This is a genomic window from Streptomyces sp. B1866 (genome assembly GCF_031932565.1).
Taxonomy (GTDB): Bacteria; Actinomycetota; Actinomycetes; order Streptomycetales; family Streptomycetaceae; genus Streptomyces.
In genome coordinates this window covers 1-19,029 of the sequence record NZ_JAVSCF010000121.1, presented here as the reverse complement: position 1 = coordinate 19,029, position 19,029 = coordinate 1, and the positions used below count along the sequence as shown (strand labels likewise).

Below are 19,029 nucleotides of genomic sequence, written 5' to 3'. Positions count from 1 at the left end.
CCGGGTGCGCGCCGGGCGCCCGCGCGGTGCGCCGCGCGGCACCCGCCCCCGGCCGCGCCCGGACCGCCTTGGGCTCGCGTTTTCGCGGCGCGCACCCGCGCGCGAGCGCTCCGCAGCGGGCGGCGTACCAGTCGTGACCGAATCTCCCCCAGGATGTGACCTATGTCCCGGGGGAGCCCTGTTTTCTCAGGTCAGAGCCGGTATGGGGCGCACGCACCGACCCTGCCGCCCGTCCGATTATTCACGTTGGTCACATTTTCCCCTGACAAGGGGGGAGACGGGAGCGGCAAAGCTGAGGTAGGAATTCTGTGGATTCACCTGAAACCGGGAGTACCTCAGTGAGCGCCTCCAAACTTGCCTTGTTCCTGGCCGCGGGCACCGCAGCGGCCGTAGGTACCGCCGCCCTGCGCACCGCGTGGGGGCTGCGCCACGAGATCGCCGGCCTGCGCTCGGAGCTGGCGGACGCGGCGCAGACCGCCGACGCCGCCACGTCCGCGGCCCACGGCTGCGCGGACGGCCGGGCGGAGTCCCTGCCCGCGCCCCGCGCGGGCGCCGCCCCGGCCGCCGAGGCGCGCGGCGGCGAGCCCCGCACCGGAGAGACGCGCAGCGGCGAGGGACGGGTCACCGAGGTGCGGATCGCCGAGATACGCGCCGCCGTCGCCGACGCGCTCGCCGAGGAGCGCGAGCGGGAGCTGGCCGAGGCGCGCGCGTTCTGGGCCGCGCAGGAGGCGCGGGACGCCACGGGTGCCTCCGCCGCCTCCGACGCCCACTCGCTGCTCGGCGGCCTGCCCGCGCCCGGCGAGGACACCCCGCTGGACGTCCCCTTCGAGGGCCTGCCGTACGTGCCCTGCCAGCCCGACCTCGGCGGCGTGGAGCCGGCCCTGGGCACGAGCCCGGCCACGGCGGCCGGAGACGCCGTCCGCGAGGCGGGCCGGGAGTCCGCGACCGCGCACGAGGCGGTGCGGGACGCGGTGGACGCGCGCGAGTCGGCCGAGGCCCGCCAGCCGACCGACTCGCCCGCGCCCGGCGCCTCCCCCGCCCACGCCCGCGCCGCCGATCCGGACGCCCGCGCGGAGTCCGAGACCCGCCCCGAGCCCGACCCGGCCCTGGCCGCCGACGCCGAGGCCACCGACGCGGCCGCGCTCGCCGCCGCCCGCCGCCGCCACCCCTCGCACCCGGACTTCCACCCCGCCCCGGCCGTCGCCGACCAGGAGCGCACGGTGACCCGGCTGACCCGGCTGGCCGACGCGCGCACGCCGCTCACCGACGTCCGCCCCGGCCCGCTGGGCACCCTCGACGTCTACGTCTTCTCCGACGGCACCACGGTCTGCATGACCCCCGGCCACCAGGAGACCGCCGACCGCCTCGCCGCCGCGCTGCGCACGGGCACCGCGCCGGTGGTGCTGCTGGGCGGGTCCGGTGTCTCCGGCGGCTTCGCGCTCACCTTCGGCTGCGGCGACGAGAGCGTGTACGTGCTGGCGGACCGGGTCATCGCCTCGCTGTAACCGCGGGGCGTCCCGCGGCCGGAGCCGCGGAGTCAGGACACGTCGGCCACCGGAAGCCGGTGGCCGCACGCCCCCGAGCCACCCGCGCCGAACCGGGCGCCCGCCCACGACCGCCGGGCGCCCCCACCGCGCGGACGCCGGCGCGGCCGAGCACCCCGAAGCCGCGTACGCCGCGACACGCGACCCCGCCGTCACACGGGCACCGGCCCGCCGTCACGCCTGGCACCGGCCCGCCGTCACACCCCGCACCGGGCGGCCGCCTCCGCCACCAGCCGCACCGCCTCCGCGACGCCGCCGCCCCCGGCCGCTCCCCCGCCGCCACCCGGCGCCCGCTGGAGCGCGTACGCCAGGTCGTGCCCGGCCACCGCCACCTGGTCCGCGACCGTGAACTCCGCTACTTCCGGCATCACCCGCGGCGGCCGGCCCGGTTCCTCCAGCCGCTGGGCCCGTACCGCCAACTCCCTCGCCAGCGCCAGCCCCTCGGCCGCCGGGCCGCGCCGCATCCGGTGCAGGGGCATCGAGCGCAGCCGGTCGACGAGCCGGTCAACGGCCACGAACAGCGGAGTCACGTCATCCATATGGGTTCCATATCGGTCATTTACGGAGCGTAGGCGTTAGCGCACGAGTGTTGCCAACAGGCGAACACTCAGGCACGGTGAGCTGAAGGACCACACCTGGGCCGCAGGAGCGGCCCGGCAACGGACGCGTCCGGAGGCGCCGATGTCCCAAGTCTTCTCCGCAGAGATCCACCGGAACATGCTCGCCCGCATCCCCCAGTGCACCGGCCGCGACATCGCCGACTGGCTGCGCACCGTCGACGAGGGGCCCGCCCTCTTCCGCTTCGAGGAGAAGGTGAGCTGGCTGCGCGGGGAACACAAGCTCGCGTACGGCCACGCGAAAGCGATCATCCACGAGCACGACTTGAGGCGGGCCGCCCGCAAGCTGCTCTGACCCGGCCCCCGGCGGCCGGGCGGCCGCCTCCCGGCACGGGCGCGCACCCGCCGAACGGGACACCCGACGAACACCATCCGCACGACCGCACCACGACCACGCCACGCCGTCGCGTGACACGGCGAAGGGCCCGTGGAGGCGATCACCGCCTCCACGGGCCCTTTCCGTGCCTCCGGCCTCGGGCGTTCGTCACGCGCGCGCCGCGACCGGCGCCCAGGCCGCCGGGTCCGGCCGGCGCCGCGCCGACCGGACCCGCCGCCGACAGCCCGGCGGCCTTACGTACCTCAGTCCCTGAAGATGGCGATCAGCCGCAGCAGCTCCAGGTAGATCCACACCAGCGAGAGGGTCAGGCCGAACGCGGCCAGCCACGACTCCTGGCGCGGGGCGCCGTACCGCACGCCGTCCTCGATCTGCTTGAAGTCCATCGCCAGGAACGCGGCGCCGAGCAGGACGCCGACGATGCCGACCACGATGCCCAGGCCGCCGCTGCGGAAGCCGAGCCCGTCGCCGCCGCCGAACGCGGCGAACAGCAGGTTGACCACCATCAGCAGCAGGAAGCCGAGCGCGGCCGCGATCACGAAGCGCTGGAAGCGCGCGTTGACCCGGATCAGCCGGGTCCTGTACGCGATGAGGACGCCGACGCTGACGGCCATCGTGCCGAGCACCGCCTGCATCGGGGCGCCGGACCAGCGGTCGTTGTACGCCTGGCTGATGACGCCGAGGAACAGGCCCTCGAAGGCCGCGTACGCCAGGATCAGCGCCGGGGACGCCGTGCGCTTGAACGACTGGACGAAGCCGAGCACCATCGCCACCAGCCCGGCCGCGAAGCCGAGCCCCACCGGCAGGTCGGCGACCCACGCGGCCACCGCCGCGACGATCACCGTGCCGAGGGTGATGCCGGTGCGCATGACGACGTCGTCCATCGTCATGCGGTCGGTGCGCAGCGCACCCGCCGGGGGCGCGCCGTACATCTGCTGGAGCTGCTCGGGCGTCAGGTTGTGGTCACCGAGCGCGTAGGGGTTCGTGGGCGCCTGCTGGGCGTACGGGTTGCCGCCCGCGTGCGGGTTACCCTGAGCGGCGGCGGGACCCCCGGCCTGCGGCGCCGCGCCGAAGCCCGCGTAGCCGCCGTCGCGGCTGAACCCCCGTCGCGAGAAGACCGGGTTGCTGCTCCTCATCTCACTCCTCCATGGCCGCACTGCGCGACCTTGCGTCAAGGGTAATCGGTAGGCAAAAGAAGCACCCTCGTGCCCGAGGAGGATCTTTTCACGCATACGAGGCATGCGCGAGGCCGATCCGCCCCTGCCGGGTGGCCCCTGCCCGGTCTTTACGGTGCCCATACGCCCCCGGCCACGCGGGCCGTTCCGGCTGGCGGCCGGGCGCTCGGGCTGACCTGGCGTCAGCCTTGCCGGGCGGGGGTCCGCACCCGCGGGGTCGGGGGCCTTTGGGCGCCCCGGGCCGCGGCGGCCCGCCCTGGCCTGGTCTCCGGACGGCCCGGGTCCGGCCCAGGGCCGTGCCCACGGGTCTCACGACGTGCACGTACCTGTGCATTCGGTGCCGCGCCGACTGTGCTATGCGCCCACCCACGCGGCGAAGTCGGCCAGCTCGCCGCTCATACGCCCCCGGCCGACCCCCTTCAGGGCGATGACCGACTCGCGCGTCGTGGGGTGGTACCTCGTCTGCTGGGGCGCGATCCGGCGAGCGCGCTGAAGCGACGCGAGCGCTTCCGTGGGGTTGCCCGCCCACGTGTGGGCGCGGCCCACGTCCATCCAGTGGTGCGCGGCGCGCGCCCGGTCGTAGCCCTGGGGCAGCCGCACCTCGCGGGCCAGCTCGATCGCCTGTCCGTACTCGTCCAGCTCCGAGGCGATGGCGACGGCGTGCACCCCTACGTTCACCGGGCCCCACGCCACGCCGTAGTCGCTCAGCTCGCCCGTCTCCCGGGCGAGCCGCCGCGCCGCGTCGAGCCGGGCGTCGGCGTGATCGGCGTCCTGCGCCCTGCCCGCGAGCACGGCGGCACGCAGGAGCAGGACACCGGTCATGGCCTGGAGCCCCCCGGGCCGCCGCGCGTTCTGGCCGTCGAGGTCGCGCAGAGCCTGGTCGACCACCCGCAGCCCGACCTCGTACCGGCCGGAGGCCATCACGGTCTGCGCCCGCAGGTAGGCGTGCATGGCCGGCAGCCCGGGCTCGTCGGCGACGGGGGCCGCCGCCGCGACCCGGTCGAGCGCCACGATCGCCAGGTCGTGGTACCCGAGCCCCCACGCGAGGGTGAACACGCAGCGGAACGCCCACGCCAGGCACTCGTGGGCCTGCCGCCGCTCCTCCCCGCTCGTGACGTGCACCGCGTGTACGCACTCGTCGATCAGCGCCGGCAGGTCCCGGGCCATGTCCATGAGGTCGGCGTTGCGGCGCTGGACGAGAAGGCGTCCGATGTCCTCGCGGATGAGGGGGACCGGGCGCGGCGGTGTCTCCCAGTCGTGCGGGATGTCCCAGTTCTCCATGCCGACCCGGATGGGCTGGACGAGGGCGTCCATGCGGTCGCGGCGCAACTCGTCGGCGTACGGCTGGCCGAGGAGGTCGGCGGGGGTGACGGCGAGCGCGCGGGCGCAGGCGGCCACCAGTGCGGGGGAGGCTGGTTTCTGGCCGCACTCGACCTTGGAGATCAGGCTGTGGGAGACGTGCGCGCGCAGGGCCAGGCCGTGCTGGGTGAGGCCGCGTTCCTTCCGGTGCCGCTTGATGCGGGCGCCCGTGTGCTCGTCGGCAGAGTGCGCCATGCCCAACTCCCGTTCCGATCCGGACAACTCAGCCGGACGACTCAGAACGGTACTCCTGGTCGGCCGGGCGGCGGCCGCGGTCAGTCAGGGATAACCCGATAGTGGGCGTCGCACGGCCACGGCCGTGCGATTTGCGCCAGTTTGCGAAGAGTGGGGTCGGCGCGCTTCGGGCCAGGCCCAGGCCCGGCCGGCATGAACCGGATCCGTTCGTCCCCGGTCGGGCGGAGGTCGTCCCGGACCTCCGCCCGCCCGTGGACCCTCGTACACCCCCGCGTGCGTTACCGTGGGTAGCCTGGTACGGTCCGCACGGCTGGCGTTCTGCCGCGCCCCCGCGCCCCTGGACAGTCAGCCCGCCGAGGCCCGAGGGGCCGGCGGTGGCGTCCATGGGGGTGCCCGGAACCGGACTTGAACCGGTACGCCCGCGAAGGGCAGCGAGGTTTAAGCTCTCCGTGTCTGCATTCCACCATCCGGGCAGCGGCTCCCTGGGTCGTACGAGGTGCGTACGTACGGCCCTCCCCATAGGAGAGCAGAACGAGCCTAGCCGGGGGCGGACCCCCGAACAGCCGAGCGATGGCCCGAGGTTGTCTTATTTTATTGGCAACTGAGGGTCCATCAGCAAGTGCTCCGTGCGACGACACGTGCCGTACGTGCGGTACGCCCACCGGAGTCCCCCCGGGGCCCCTCGGCCCCCCGGGGCGGGAATGACGCAATCTCATCGTCCATTGGGCGCGTCACTGTCATACCCAAGGAGGACACCGGTCCCACTTCCCTACGCCTGGGGTCCCGGTCGAGAACCGGAGCCGGGTCTGATCCGGGGGCCCGGATCCACCGGGACCATAGGAGGCGTTCTCAAGCGGCGGGCCTCCCAGGGGGGTCGGGCCGCCCGAGTTCCCGACGGCAAGCCAAGCCCAGCGCCTCACGACAGGAGCCCCGTACCGTGACGTCCACTCCCTCCGGCCCCCGGACCGCCGTCCGCCCCTCCGTGGCAGCGGCACGCGCCACCGGCCTCACCAAGGTCTACGGCGAGGGCGAGACCAAGGTGGTCGCCCTGAACGGCGTCTCCGTCGAGTTCCGGCAGGCCGAGTTCACCGCGATCATGGGCCCGTCCGGATCCGGCAAGTCCACCCTCATGCACTGCATGGCCGGGCTGGACACCGTCTCCGGCGGCTCGGCCCGCATCGGCGACACCGAGCTGACCTCGCTGAAGGACAAGAAGCTCACCCAGCTGCGCCGCGACAAGATCGGGTTCATCTTCCAGGCGTTCAACCTGCTGCCCACGCTCAACGCGCTGGAGAACATCACGCTGCCCATGGACATCGCGGGCCGCAAGCCTGACAAGGCCTGGGTGGACCTGGTGGTGGAGACCGTCGGCCTGTCCGGGCGGCTGAAGCACCGGCCCGCGCAGCTGTCCGGCGGCCAGCAGCAGCGCGTGGCCGTGGCCCGCGCGCTGGCCAGCAAGCCGGAGATCATCTTCGCCGACGAGCCGACCGGCAACCTGGACTCGCGCTCCGGCGCCGAGGTCCTGGGCTTCCTGCGCAACTCCGTGCGCGAGCTGAGCCAGACCGTGGTCATGGTCACCCACGACCCCGTCGCCGCCTCCTATGCCGACCGCGTGATCTTCCTCGCCGACGGCACCATCGTGGACGAGCTTCACAACCCGTCCGCCGAGGCGGTCCTGGACCGTATGAAGCGCTTCGACGCCAAGGGCCGTACGAGCTGACCGCCGGAACTTTCGGACGTACGCGCCGCACGCGTCTCACCCCAGCCCCCTGCCGGGCCCCAGCCCCGCCGGCCCCACCGGGCGCGGCGCCGGGCCGCGGGCCCGCACGCCTCCGCTACCAGGACTGACCTGAAACCATGTTCCGTACCGCCTTGCGCAACGTGCTCGCGCACAAGGCCCGGCTGCTGATGACCGTGCTCGCCGTCCTGCTCGGCGTGGCCTTCGTCTCCGGCACCCTGGTCTTCACCAACACGATCTCGGACGCCTACCAGAAGAGTTCGGAAAAGGGCCTGTCCAACGTCGACGTGGCCATACAGCCCGACGACGACGATGACCCCGCCGCGCCCGGCGACGCCCCCCGGCTGAGCCAGCAGCTGCTGGACCGGGCCGCGGCGCTGCCCGGCGCCGCGTCCGCCACCGGCACCGTCACCGGTTACACCGCCATCGCCGAGAAGGACGGCGACCTGCTCGGCAACGGGTTCGAGAACAACGGCTCGAACTACTTCCCGGGCAAGGACGGAAAAGACGACCGCTACGACCTGACCTCCGGCCGGGCGCCGCGGCGCGAGGGCGAGGTGGCGCTGGACGCCAAGAGCGCCGACCGCGGCGACTACCAGGTCGGCGACTCGGTGCGGCTGTCCGTGGACGGCCCCGTGCGCACCGAGAAGCTGGTCGGCGTCTTCACCACCGACGACGGCAACGTGGCCGCCGGCGGCACGCTGGCGCTGTTCGACACCGGCACCGCGCAGCGGCTGTTCGCCAAGCCCGGCCAGTACGACCAGATCGACCTGAAGGCCGCCGCCGGCACCTCGCAGGCCGCCCTGAAGTCGGCCGTGGACACGATCCTGCCCGCCCGCGCGGAGGCCGAGACCGGGCAGAAGCTCGCCGACGACCAGGCCCAGGAGATCAAGGACGGCACCAGCGGCATGCGCACCGGCATGCTGATCTTCGCGGGTATCGCGCTGTTCGTCGGCGTGTTCATCATCGCCAACACCTTCACCATGCTGGTCGCCCAGCGCACCAAGGAGCTGGCCCTGCTGCGCGCGGTCGGCGCGAGCCGCCGCCAGGTGACCCGGTCGGTGCTCATCGAGGCCACCGTCGTCGGCGCGGTCGCCGCCGTGACCGGTCTGCTGGCGGGCATCGGCATCGGCGCGGGCCTGCGCTCGCTGCTGAACGCCACCGGCGCCACCGTGCCCGACGGCCCGCTCGTCGTCTCCCCGAAAACCGTGCTGGCCTCCCTGCTGGTCGGCGTCGTGGTGACCGTGCTGGCCGCCTGGCTGCCGGGCCGCCGCGCCGCGAAGATCCCGCCGGTGGCGGCGATGAACGCGCTGCACGCCGCGCCCACCACCCGGGGCCTGGTGGTCCGCAACACCCTCGGCTCGATCCTGACGGGGGCCGGCGCCCTGCTGGTCATCGCGGGCACCGGCATGGAGGACGGCAAGACCGCGATGGGCTTCGGCGCGGGCGTGCTGGTGATCGGCGTGTTCGTGCTCACCCCGCTGCTGTCCCGGCCGCTGATCGCCGCCGCCGGGCCGCTGCTGCGCGGGTTCGGCATCTCCGGCAAGCTGGCCCGGCAGAACGCGGTGCGCAACCCGCGCCGTACCGCCGCCACCGCCTCCGCGCTGATGATCGGCCTCACGCTGATCACCGGCATGACGGTGATCGCCGGCAGCCTCCAGAAGGCCATCGACCGGATGGCGACCGACTCGCTGAAGTCCGACTACGTGGTCAGCATGGGCGGTTTCGACGGCACGCGCGACCTGTCCACCGACGTGGACAAGACGCTGTCCGCGCAGCCGGAGGTCACCGCCACCAGCGCGCTGCGCATGTCCCCGGCGCGGGTCGCGGGCGCCAAGGAGACGCTGACCGGCGTCAACCCGAGCACCATCGGCGACCTGGTCAACCTGGACTTCACCGCGGGCTCCTTCCGCGACCTGCGCGGCGACGGCGTGATCCTGGACGACGACACGGCCGACGACCACGCGTGGCGGGTCGGGTCGACGCTGTCGGTCACCTACGAGGACGGCAGCAAGGGCCGGCTGCGGGTCGCCGGGATCTACGACGGCAACGAGCTGATGCGCGGCGTCATGATCGACAACGCCACCCTCAGCCCGCACATGATCACCGTGGACGACTCGCAGCTGCTGGTGAAGACCAAGGGCGGCGCGACCGACGCCACCAAGGACAAGCTGGAGAAGGCGCTGGGCGACAACCCGGCGATCAAGGTCCAGGACAAGCAGGACGTGTCCGACGACATCGCCAGCTTCTTCACCCTGATGCTGAACATGCTCTACGGGCTGCTCGGCATGGCCGTGATCGTCGCCGTCCTGGGCGTCATCAACACCCTGGCGATGTCGGTCTTCGAGCGCTCCCAGGAGATCGGCATGCTGCGGGCGATCGGCCTGGACCGGCGCGGCATCAAGCGGATGGTGCGGCTTGAGTCGCTGGTGATCTCGGTCTTCGGCGGCGTGCTGGGCCTGGCCCTCGGCGCCTTCTTCGGCTGGGCGGCCGGCCGCCTGATCGGCGACGCGCTGCCGGAGTACGAGATAGTCATGCCGTGGGGCCGGATGCTGGTGTTCCTGCTGCTGGCCGCCCTGGTCGGCGTGCTGGCCGCGGTGTGGCCGGCCCGCCGCGCGGCCAAGCTGAACATGCTGTCGGCCATCAAGGCGGAGTGACCGCCTTCGGATCAGCCCGAAGCCGCCGCCCGTCCTCCTCTTCCGGAGGGCGGGCGGCGGCCCGTTTCCCCGGCGGCCCGTTCCCGTGTTGGCCTGTTTCCGCCTCGGTCCGTTCCCGCCGCGGTCCGTCGCCGTGTTGGCGCGTTTCCGTCCTGGTACGGGCCTTACGCGCGCCAGTCGCGGGTGCGCAGCGGCAGCCCCGACTCCCCGGACCGCGGTGTGCGGACGGCCAGGACCTGGTTGACGCCGATCCGGTTGCGCTCGAAGGACAGCGCGGAGGCGGCCATGTACAGCCGCCACACGCGGGCCCGGCCCGGCGAGGTCAGCCGCACCGCCTCGTCCCAGTGCCGCTCCAGGTTGGCCACCCAGCGGCGCAGCGTCAGCCCGTAGTGCTCGCGGATGGACTCCACGTCGCGCACCTCGAAACCGGCGTCCTCCAGCTGCGCGACGGTCCGGCCGACCGGGGCCAGCTCGCCGTCGGGGAAGACGTACCGGTCGATGAACTCATCGACGTGGTACGCCTCTTCACGGGGCGCCGGGCGGCGGGCGATCTGGTGGTTCAGCAGCCGCCCGCCGGGCGCCAGCAGCGCGTGCAGCACCGCGGCGTACTCCGCGTACCGCGCGGCGCCCACGTGCTCGGCCATACCGATCGAGGAGATCGCGTCGTAGGGCCCGTCGGCGGTCTCCCGGTAGTCCTGCACGCGGATCTCCACCCGGTCGGTGAGCCCGGCGTCGGCGACCCGCTTACGCGCGTAGGCGGCCTGCTCCTCGGACAGCGTGATGCCGGTGGCCCGGACGCCGTACCCGGTGGCCGCGTGCAGCACCATCGAGCCCCAGCCGCAGCCGACGTCCAGCAGCCGCCGGCCGGGCCGCAGCGCCAGCTTGCGGCAGACCAGGTCGAGCTTGGCGCGCTGGGCGTCCTCCAGGGTGCCGTGCGGGCCGTCCCAGTACGCGCACGAGTAGACCATCGACGGGCCGAGCACCAGTTCGTAGAAGTCGTTGCCCACGTCGTAGTGGTGGCTGATGGCCTGCCTGTCGCGGCGGAGGGTGTGCAGCGGGCCGCGCCGCCGCCGGACCTCCTCGCGGGGCGGGGCGGGCGGCAGGCCGAGGCCGCCGAGCCCGGCGAACCGGCGCAGCGCGGCGCGGGTGCGCGGGTCGCGCAGGGCGCGCGCCGCTTCGCGGGCGGCGGTGATCCGGGACGGCCGGGCGGTGGACTCCCCGCGCTCCCACAGCAGGCCGACCATCGACTCCAGGGCCTCGTACAGGTCGCCCTCGATGTCGAGGTCGCCCGCCACCCACGCGCGGGCCAGGCCCAGCTCGCCCGGCTTCCACAGCGCGCGGCGTACGGCCCGGCGGCTGACGACCAGGGTGGGCGCGCCGGGCGGGCCGGACTCGCTGCGGTCCCACGCGCGGATCCGGACCGGGAGCGGGGCTCCGAGCAGGTCCTGGGCGAGCGCGGCGAGCCGTTCGGCGGCGTCGGGCATGAAGCACACCTCCGTGATGGCGAGCAAGAGCGGTCAGCTGACGATCTACTCATCACGTAAACATCACAGAAGTGCGCGCGCAGTCCCGCCGACACGTTGGGAATCGGCAAAAAGGCCCCCCGGGGAGTAGACAGCGGCCCCGTACCGCTCATGGGTACCCCCCGGCCGTACCCCGTCGTGGGTACCCCCTCGTGGGTAGACCCCGGCCCCGTACCCCTCACGGGGAGACCCCGGCCCCGTACCCCTCACGGGGAGACCCCGGGCCCGTACCCCTCGTGGGTACGCCCGGCCGGGCGTACGGGCACGCGGGCCCACCGGGGAGTCCCGGGCCGGTTCCGGACACGGCTGAGGGCGTCCGCCCCACGGATCGGCGGACGCCCTCTGCTGCCGGACGCGGTGTCAGGAGGCCTTGGCGCGCTCCGCCGGGCTGCCGGACTGCTGCCGGGACGCGGCCGCCGCGGTGACCGGCGCCGCCGCCTCGTAGAACTCCTCGCGCGGGTGCTCCATCGCGCCGAGCGAGACGACCTCGCGCTTGAGGAACAGGCCCAGCGTCCAGTCGGCCAGCACGCGGATCTTGCGGTTGAAGGTGGGCATCGCCAGGCCGTGGTAGCCACGGTGCATGTACCAGGCGAGCCGCCCCTTGAGTTTGATCTTCGTCTTGCCGAGGACGATCATCGCCACGCCCTTGTGCAGGCCGAGCCCGGCGACGGCGCCCTTGTTGGCGTGCTTGTAGGTGCGCTGCGGGAAACCGCGCATTCCGGAGATGACGTTGTCGCCGAGCACCTTGGACTGGCGCAGCGCGTGCTGCGCGTTCGGCGGGCACCAGTGGCCCTCGCCCGCGGCCAGGTCCGGGACCTGCGCGTTGTCGCCCGCGGCCCAGATGTAGTCGGTGCCGCGCGCCTGGAGGGTGGCACCGACGTCGACGTGGCCCTTGGGGCCGAGCGGCAGGCCGAAGCGGGCCAGCGCCGGGTTGGGCTTGACGCCCGCGGTCCACACGATGGTGCTGGAGTCGACCTCCAGGCCGTTCGCCAGCACCACGTGGCCGTCGACGCACGACTTCATGGAGGTGTTGAGGTAGACCTCGACGCCGCGCTTCTTCAGGTGCTCAAGGCCCCACTGGCCCAGCTTGGGGCCGACCTCGGGGAGGATCTTGTCGGCGGCGTCGACGAGGACGAACCGCATGTCCTCGCGCCGCACGCTCGGGTAGTACTTCGCGGCGTCGCGGGCCATGTCCTCGACCTCGCCGATGGTCTCGGCGCCCGCGAAGCCGCCGCCGACGAACACGAAGGTGAGCGCCTTGCGGCGGATCTCCTCGTCGGTGGTGGAGTCGGCCTTGTCGAGCTGTTCGAGGACGTGGTTGCGCAGGCTGATGGCCTCCTCGACGCCCTTCATGCCGATGCCGTTCTCGGCCAGGCCGGGGATCGGGAAGGTGCGGGAGACGGCGCCGAGCGCGATGACCAGGTAGTCGAACGGCAGCTCGTAGGTCTGGCCCACCAGCGGCTGCACGACGGCGACCTTGCGGTCCTGGTCGATGGACGTCACCCGGCCGGTGAGCACCTCCGCCTTGGGGAGCACGCGCCGCAGCGGGACCACGACGTGGCGAGGGGAGATGCTGCCCGCGGCAGCTTCGGGGAGGAAGGGCTGGTACGTCATGTACGAGCGGGGGTCGACGACCGTCACGGTCGCCTCGCCGTACCGCATCTTCTTCAGGATGCGGCGCGCCGCGTACAAGCCAACGTACCCACCGCCTACTACGAGGATCCTGGGACGCTCCGTGGTGCTCATGGTTTGAGTATCCAGCACCCCGAACGGGTGGGCTCGTGAGCCCCTTCACAAGGGTCGGCAGGCGGTCTGCTACACTCCGCCGCCGCTGAGGCGGCCTGGGTGCGGGCACGCGCCGGCGGACGGCGCGGCGGGAACGAACCAGGGAGCGACAGGGCATGGCGGCTACGGCCCTGATCTGCGCTCGTAAGGATACTCATGAGTAGACCACTGTGCCCAGACCAGCGTGGCGAATGCCTCACAGAAGGCCGGTATTCGACGGCCCGGCGGGACAAAGGGGGCGGATCGGCTCGGCGGCGGCTCCGGATTCCGGACCTCCGGCCACTTTTTCATGTGAAGCTTTTCACGAAGTTTTTCGCGGCGGGCCGCGGCGGGACCGTGACGGCGGCGCCGCCGGCCTGCGGCGGCAGCGCCGGGGCCCGGTCCGAGGGGCCGTCAGCGCGGTCCCGGCAGGCGGTCCGGCCAGGCCACGGGGCCCGTCCGAAGGGGACCGGGCGCGGCGGGCCGCGGGCGGCCCGGTCCGGGTCCGGCGGGCCCGGCGAGGCCCCGCGCGGGGCGCCCGGCGGCCGGTGCCGGACGTCTCGGCGACGGGCCGGTTTCCGGACGCGCGCGGCGGCGCGGGCGCTACCCGGCGTCCTCCGCCGCCTTGTAGGCGATCCCGTCCAGGATGTCGTGCTCGCTGACCACGACCTCGGCGGCCCCGGTCCGCTCCATCACGGCCAGCAGCACCAGCGCGCCCGCGGCGATCACGTCGACCCGCCCCGGGTGGATCACCGGGATCGCGGCCCGCTCGGCGTGGGTGGCCGTCAGCAGCCGTCCGGTGATCTCGCGGACCTTCTCCAGCGGTACGCGCGAGTGGTGGACCGCGGTGGAGTCGTACTCCGGCAGCTCCAGCGCGACGGCCGCGACGGTGGTGACCGACCCGGCCAGCCCCACGAGTGTACGGGCCCGGTCGAGCGGGACGGTGGCCGCGGCCAGGTCCAGCGCCGCGTCGACGTCCGCCCGTATGGCCGCGACCTGCTCCGCGGTGGGCGGATCGGACAGTTCGCCGCCGCTCAGCAGGTGCCGCTCGGTCATCCGCACGCAGCCGATGTCCACACTGCGGGCGGCGCGCACCCGGTCGTCGCCGACCACGAACTCCGTGGAGCCGCCGCCGATGTCCACCACCAGGTACGGCGGCGCCACGTGCGCGGCGCCCGCCAGCTCCCGCGTCGCCCCGGTGAAGGAGAACTCCGCCTCCTGCTCGCCGCTGACCACCTCCGGCGCCACGCCCAGGATCTCCCGCACGCCGCGCGCGAAGTCCTCGCGGTTGTCCGCGTCGCGCGTGGCCGAGGTCGCCACGAACCGCACGTGTTGCGCGCCCAGTTCGCGGATGACCCGCGCGTACTCCCGGCAGGCGGCGAACGTGCGCTCCAGCGCCTCGGGCGCCAGCCGGCCCGTACGGTCCACGCCCTGCCCGAGCCGGACGATCCGCATGCGGCGGTCCAGCTCGGCCAGCCCGCCGCCGGCGGGGTCGACGTCGGCGACGAGCAGGCGGACGGAGTTCGTGCCGCAGTCGATCGCGGCGACGCGGACGGCGGCGGGGGCCGGGGCCGGGGCCGGGGCGGCGGGGGACTCGGGGTCCGGGGCGCTCATCGGGTCTCTCCTTCGGACGCCGGGCCTTCCGGCGCCTGGCCCGCACGTGCCCGGCCCTGGGGTGGCTGGCTTTGGGCTGGCTGGCTTTGGGCTGGCTGGCCCGCGCCTTCGGGGACCTCGCCTCCGGGGACCTCGCCTTCGGTGAGCTGGGCGCACGGGCCCTTGCGCCACCACTCCGGCAGCATCGCCAGGGCCTCGTCGCCCAGCGGGTTCACGCCGGGCCCGGCCGCCAGCGCGTGGCCGACCAGGACGTGCAGGCACTTCACGCGGTCGGGCATGCCGCCCGCGCTGGGGAAGCCCGCCAGCACCTCGACCGCGTCGCGGCGGGCCAGGTAGTCCTCGTGGGCGGCGCGGTAGGCGGCGGCCAGGTCCGGGTCGGTGCGCAGCCGCTCCGTCATCTCCTTCATGACGCCCTCCGCCTCCAGCGTCCCGATCGCGGACGCGGCGCGCGGGCAGGTCAGGTAGTACAGCGTCGGGAAGGGCGTGCCGTCCGGCAGGCGCGGCGCGGTCTCCACCACGTCGGGGTGGCCGCAGGGGCAGCGGTGCGCCACGGCCCGCAGGCCGCGCGGCACGCGGCCGAGCTGCTCGGCGACCGCGGCGACGTCCGCGTCGGTGGGCGCGGTGTGCTCGGTCGCGGGGGGCGGGGTCTTCATGGGCAGGCGGGTCTTCTCGGGGTCTCTCGGGGATTCTCGGGGTCTTCTCGGGTGCGGCGGAGCGGGCTGGGGCGCGGCGTACGGGCCCGCCGCGCCGGGCGGGACGGCGGGCCGGGTCAGCGGTGGGCGTCGGGGGCGCGCGGCGGGCGCTTGCCGGTGTCCGCCGCGTCCACCGCGTCCCACAGGTTGCGGTACCAGGGGCGGTCGGCCGCGCCCTGGTCGGCGGTGCGCGGCGCGTCGCCGCTGCCGTCCACCACGGTGTACCCGGTCTCGCCGGGCCGGATGTAGTGCAGGTGCTCGCGGGCCTGCTGCTCGACGTACGCCGGGTCCTTCAGCCGGGCCTTCAGGTCGTGCAGCCGCTTGACGTCCTCGCGCGCCTGCTCGGCCTGGCGCCGCTGGTCGGCGATGTCCGAGCGCTGGGCGACGTACTGCCGCATCGGGTAGGCGAGCGCGACGACCAGCGAGCACACGACGAGCGCGAGCAGGGCCGCCCGGCCGGTGAGGCGGCCGCGGCGGCGCGCCCGCGCCCGGTAGACGCGGGCGGCGGCGTGCTCGCCCAGCGCCCTGAGCCTGGTCGCGGTGGAGAACCGATCCCGTTCCGCCGCCACGTCGCGCCTCCCCGGTGCCAGTTGCGTGCGTGAGCCGTACCCGCGCGGGACGGCGATGCGTACGGCGCGTACGGGGCGTACGAACGTCGTACTGTACGTACCGTACGCGCGCCCGGGCGCGCGCCGCGCGGCGCCACTCGGTGCCGCCGGGCCCGGCGGTGCGCCAGGCGACGGCGTCCCCGGCCACCGTACGGGACGGCGGCCGGGGACGTGCGGCAGGCGGGGCGGGCGGCTGCCCGGTGCCTCCGCGGCCGGTGGGCCGGACGGCTACCGGACGGCTCTACCGCTCGGCGCGGAAGCGCGGGAAGGCGGAGCGGCCCGCGTACACCGCCGCGTCGTCGAGGATCTCCTCAATGCGCAGCAGCTGGTTGTACTTGGCCACGCGCTCGGAGCGGGCCGGGGCGCCGGTCTTGATCTGGCCGCAGTTGGTGGCGACGGCCAGGTCGGCGATGGTCACGTCCTCGGTCTCGCCGGAGCGGTGGGACATCATGCACTTGAAGCCGTTGCGCTGGGCCAGCTCGACGGCGTCCAGGGTCTCGGTCAGCGAGCCGATCTGGTTGACCTTGACCAGCAGCGCGTTGCCCGCGCCCTCCTCGATGCCCCGGGCCAGCCGCTCGGGGTTGGTGACGAACAGGTCGTCGCCCACGAGCTGCACCCGGTCGCCGAGCTGGGCGGTGATGGTCTGCCAGCCCTCCCAGTCGTCCTCGAACAGCGGGTCCTCGATGGACACCAGCGGGTAGGCGTCGACCAGCTCGGCGTAGTACTCGGTCATCTCGGCGGCCGTACGGCTCTTGCCCTCGAAGGTGTACGTGCCCTCGTCGTAGAACTCGGAGGCGGCGACGTCGAGCGCCAGCGCGATGTCCTGGCCCGGGGTGTAGCCCGCGACCTTGATCGCCTCCAGGATGAGGTCCAGGGCCTCGCGGTTGGAGGCCAGGTCCGGGGCGAAGCCGCCCTCGTCGCCGAGGCCGGTGGACAGGCCGCGCTCCTTCAGCACCTTCTTCAGGACGTGGTAGACCTCGGCGCCCCAGCGCAGCGCCTCGGAGAAGGACTCCGCGCCGATCGGGGCGATCATGAACTCCTGGATGTCGACGTTGGAGTCCGCGTGGGAGCCGCCGTTGAGGATGTTCATCATCGGCACCGGCAGCAGGTGCGCGTTCGGGCCGCCCAGGTAGCGGAACAGCGGCAGGTCGGACGCCTCGGACGCGGCGTGCGCGACGGCGAGGGAGACGCCGAGGATGGCGTTGGCGCCCAGCGAGGACTTGTCCGGGGTGGCGTCCAGGTCGAACATCGCCTGGTCGATGAGGCGCTGCTCGGTGGCGTCGTAGCCGACCAGCTCCGGGCCGATCTGCTCAATGACGGCCAGCACCGCCTTCTCGACGCCCTTGCCGCCGTAGCGGCCCTTGTCCCCGTCGCGGAGTTCGAGGGCCTCGAAGGCGCCGGTCGAGGCGCCCGACGGGACGGCCGCACGGCCGGTGCTGCCGTCGTCGAGGCCGACCTCGACCTCGACCGTGGGGTTGCCTCGCGAGTCGAGGATCTCGCGAGCTACGACGACGTCGATGGACGGCACGAGGGTCTCCTTCGTATGTGTCTGGGGTCCGGCAGGACGAGCCTAACGGCCCCCGGGGGCCGCGCCTGCCGATGCCCGCACCGCAAGACAGGATGCCCCGGAAAGGCGCGGATCACGGGGAGCATGCAGAACGTCACACATACGTGCCGGGGCGCACCGGGCGGCGGCCCCGCCCTCCGGACCCGCCCGGCGGGGCGGGTCCGGAGGGACCGGGCGAGCGTCAGCGCAGGTGCAGGCGCTGGCCCGGGTAGATGAGGTCGGCGTCGCTGACGATGTCCCTGTTGCGCTCGTACAGCTTCTGCCAGCCGCCCTCGACGCCGTGCTTCTCGGCGATGGTGGCGAGGGTGTCGCCCTCCCGCACGGTGTACTCGCCGTCGCCCCGCGCGAGGCGGTGCGGCGCGGTGCGCTTCGGCCGCGCGTGGCCGCCGCCGTGCCGCTTCGCGCTCGTCACGGCGGGCCGGTCGGCCCGCGCGGTCTTCTTCCGGACCGTGCGCTGGGCGGGCCCGTCGACCGTGGTGCCGCCGCCGGCGGTCAGCCCCACGCCGCAGGTCGGCCAGGCGCCGCGGCCCTGGGCGGCGAGCACCCGCTGGCCGATCGCGATCTGCTGGGCCTTGGTCGCCTGGTCGGCGGTCGGGGCGTACGAGGTGCCGCCGTACGCGGACCAGGTGTGGGACGAGAACTGGAGGCCGCCGTAGTAGCCGTTTCCCGTGTTTATCGACCAGTCACCGCCGGATTCGCACTGAGCCACCTGGTCCCACTGCGAGACGGTGGCGGCCGACGCCGTGCCGGCCGCGGCGAGCGGCACCCCCACGGCCGCGCCGGCGACGCCGACGAGTGCCGCGATCCGGGTGGCCCTGGACGGACGGCGATGCTTCCCCTTGGACGTGTTCATGCTTCGTTTCCTCACCGNGCTTCCCCTTGGACGTGTTCATGCTTCGTTTCCTCACCGACGCCTGCGAGGTGAGCTGTCGGGTTCGGGCTGTGTGAGCTAGCCCGGCCGGTGCCTCGCGGCACGCGGCTTCACCCCTAGCCGACGGCCCGTGGTCTGACGGTCCGTCGGCGCCTACCTGGTTCCCCCGCTCCTGCCTGGGCGCTTGCGCGTCGACTGCCCGGCGACCGCCGGCAGGATTCGGCGTGGCGGTCGTCGGTGCCCGCGGTGGCGAGCGGCAAGACGTTAAACACACGAGACGATGAGGTTCAAACACCGTCATCCGTGTGGAGTCACCCGGACCTGCACGGAGTTGGGGCACAACGGTGCAGGTCAGGAGCTATTGACAGGCGCCTGGGCGCGAGACACGCCGGGAGGTGGCGACGAGAGCTTTGTCTCACCGAGATCAAATGCGGACACAGAGGGATGTTTCTCCACCCTCTTCGGCGGCGCGTAGGCCGCTGACCTGCGCGGACGTGGCAGGGGCCGGTTTCCGGCGCGCGCCGGGCGGGCCGGGCCCGGCCCGCCCGGCCCTTCGACGGTCGTGACGGACCCTCAGGCGCGCGAAGGTCTCCGGCGCGAGGTGGAGCAGACGGGGCCTCAGGGCGGCGGGCATTTCCGCGACGGCTCGTCAGTCGCGTGGGTTGACCGGGGGTGCGGGGCGGGGGACCGGGCTGCCGGGCGGGGGCTTGCGGAGACGGGCGCGCCCGGCGGGGGCGCGGCGGGCGCGGCGGGAGACGGCGGTCGCGGCGG

At 73.8% G+C, this 19,029-nt stretch carries 14 protein-coding genes, 1 tRNA gene and 1 riboswitch; of the genes, 4 read left to right on the top strand and 11 right to left on the bottom strand.

Annotation, left to right across the window (positions count from 1 at the left end):
• Positions 1 to 338 precede the first annotated feature (338 nt).
• Positions 339 to 1,505: a hypothetical protein gene (locus RKE29_RS17145; protein WP_312006284.1), complete on the top strand. Its 1,167-nt coding sequence runs from the start codon at positions 339 to 341 to the stop codon at positions 1,503 to 1,505.
• Positions 1,506 to 1,741: 236 nt separating this feature from the next.
• Here RKE29_RS17145 and RKE29_RS17140 read toward each other — a convergent pair whose 3' ends face one another.
• Positions 1,742 to 2,083 carry a hypothetical protein gene (locus tag RKE29_RS17140; protein WP_312006283.1) on the bottom strand — a complete coding sequence of 114 codons (342 nt, stop codon included), beginning with the start codon at positions 2,081 to 2,083 and terminating at the stop codon, positions 1,742 to 1,744.
• Positions 2,084 to 2,225: 142 nt separating this feature from the next.
• On the opposite strand from RKE29_RS17140, the gene RKE29_RS17135 reads away from it, so the two are divergent.
• A complete protein-coding gene (locus RKE29_RS17135; protein WP_312006282.1) occupies positions 2,226 to 2,456 on the top strand; it encodes a DUF4287 domain-containing protein in 231 nt (76 codons plus the stop codon).
• Between the two features lie 284 nt (positions 2,457 to 2,740).
• On the opposite strand, the gene RKE29_RS17130 is transcribed toward RKE29_RS17135, so the two are convergent.
• The 3 genes from RKE29_RS17130 to RKE29_RS17120 all read right to left on the bottom strand — a co-directional run bounded on the left by RKE29_RS17130 (position 2,741) and on the right by RKE29_RS17120 (position 5,697).
• Positions 2,741 to 3,631: a Bax inhibitor-1/YccA family protein gene (locus RKE29_RS17130; protein WP_312006281.1), complete on the bottom strand. Its 891-nt coding sequence runs from the start codon at positions 3,629 to 3,631 to the stop codon at positions 2,741 to 2,743.
• Positions 3,632 to 4,024: 393 nt separating this feature from the next.
• Complete coding sequence (locus tag RKE29_RS17125) at positions 4,025 to 5,224, bottom strand: helix-turn-helix transcriptional regulator (protein ID WP_312006280.1); 1,200 nt, start codon at positions 5,222 to 5,224, stop codon at positions 4,025 to 4,027.
• Positions 5,225 to 5,614: 390 nt separating this feature from the next.
• Positions 5,615 to 5,697 (bottom strand) — tRNA-Leu (locus RKE29_RS17120).
• Positions 5,698 to 6,161: 464 nt separating this feature from the next.
• Between RKE29_RS17120 and RKE29_RS17115 the strand changes: the two genes are divergently transcribed.
• Both RKE29_RS17115 and RKE29_RS17110 read left to right on the top strand, forming a co-directional pair.
• Positions 6,162 to 6,944: an ABC transporter ATP-binding protein gene (locus tag RKE29_RS17115; protein WP_312006279.1), complete on the top strand. Its 783-nt coding sequence runs from the start codon at positions 6,162 to 6,164 to the stop codon at positions 6,942 to 6,944.
• 137 nt (positions 6,945 to 7,081) lie between these two features.
• Positions 7,082 to 9,619 (top strand): FtsX-like permease family protein, encoded by a 2,538-nt coding sequence (locus RKE29_RS17110; protein ID WP_312006278.1) that lies wholly within the window; start codon positions 7,082 to 7,084, stop codon positions 9,617 to 9,619.
• Positions 9,620 to 9,783: 164 nt separating this feature from the next.
• Here the strand turns inward: RKE29_RS17110 and RKE29_RS17105 are convergent, their stop codons facing one another.
• The 7 genes from RKE29_RS17105 to RKE29_RS17075 form a co-directional block, all read right to left on the bottom strand.
• Entirely contained in the window at positions 9,784 to 11,103 is a 1,320-nt protein-coding gene (locus tag RKE29_RS17105; RefSeq protein WP_312006285.1) for a cyclopropane-fatty-acyl-phospholipid synthase family protein, read from the bottom strand.
• 399 nt (positions 11,104 to 11,502) lie between these two features.
• Positions 11,503 to 12,888: an NAD(P)/FAD-dependent oxidoreductase gene (locus RKE29_RS17100; RefSeq protein ID WP_312006277.1), complete on the bottom strand. Its 1,386-nt coding sequence runs from the start codon at positions 12,886 to 12,888 to the stop codon at positions 11,503 to 11,505.
• Positions 12,889 to 13,509: 621 nt separating this feature from the next.
• Positions 13,510 to 14,520 (bottom strand): Ppx/GppA phosphatase family protein, encoded by a 1,011-nt coding sequence (locus tag RKE29_RS17095; RefSeq protein ID WP_312006276.1) that lies wholly within the window; start codon positions 14,518 to 14,520, stop codon positions 13,510 to 13,512.
• Positions 14,517 to 15,173 carry a DUF501 domain-containing protein gene (locus tag RKE29_RS17090; RefSeq protein ID WP_312006275.1) on the bottom strand — a complete coding sequence of 219 codons (657 nt, stop codon included), beginning with the start codon at positions 15,171 to 15,173 and terminating at the stop codon, positions 14,517 to 14,519. Before RKE29_RS17090 ends, RKE29_RS17095 begins: the two co-directional genes overlap by 4 nt.
• 116 nt (positions 15,174 to 15,289) lie before the next feature.
• On the bottom strand, positions 15,290 to 15,781 hold the full coding sequence (locus RKE29_RS17085) for a septum formation initiator family protein (protein ID WP_312006274.1): 492 nt from the start codon (positions 15,779 to 15,781) through the stop codon (positions 15,290 to 15,292).
• 280 nt (positions 15,782 to 16,061) lie between these two features.
• Positions 16,062 to 17,348 carry a phosphopyruvate hydratase gene (gene eno, locus RKE29_RS17080; protein ID WP_312006273.1) on the bottom strand — a complete coding sequence of 429 codons (1,287 nt, stop codon included), beginning with the start codon at positions 17,346 to 17,348 and terminating at the stop codon, positions 16,062 to 16,064.
• 220 nt (positions 17,349 to 17,568) lie between these two features.
• The gene (locus RKE29_RS17075; protein ID WP_312006272.1) at positions 17,569 to 18,240 is read right to left on the bottom strand and encodes a transglycosylase family protein; all 672 of its coding nucleotides are present in this window, start codon (positions 18,238 to 18,240) and stop codon (positions 17,569 to 17,571) included.
• Between the two features lie 43 nt (positions 18,241 to 18,283).
• Positions 18,284 to 18,451, bottom strand: a riboswitch (cyclic di-AMP (ydaO/yuaA leader).
• Positions 18,452 to 19,029: the final 578 nt, after the last annotated feature.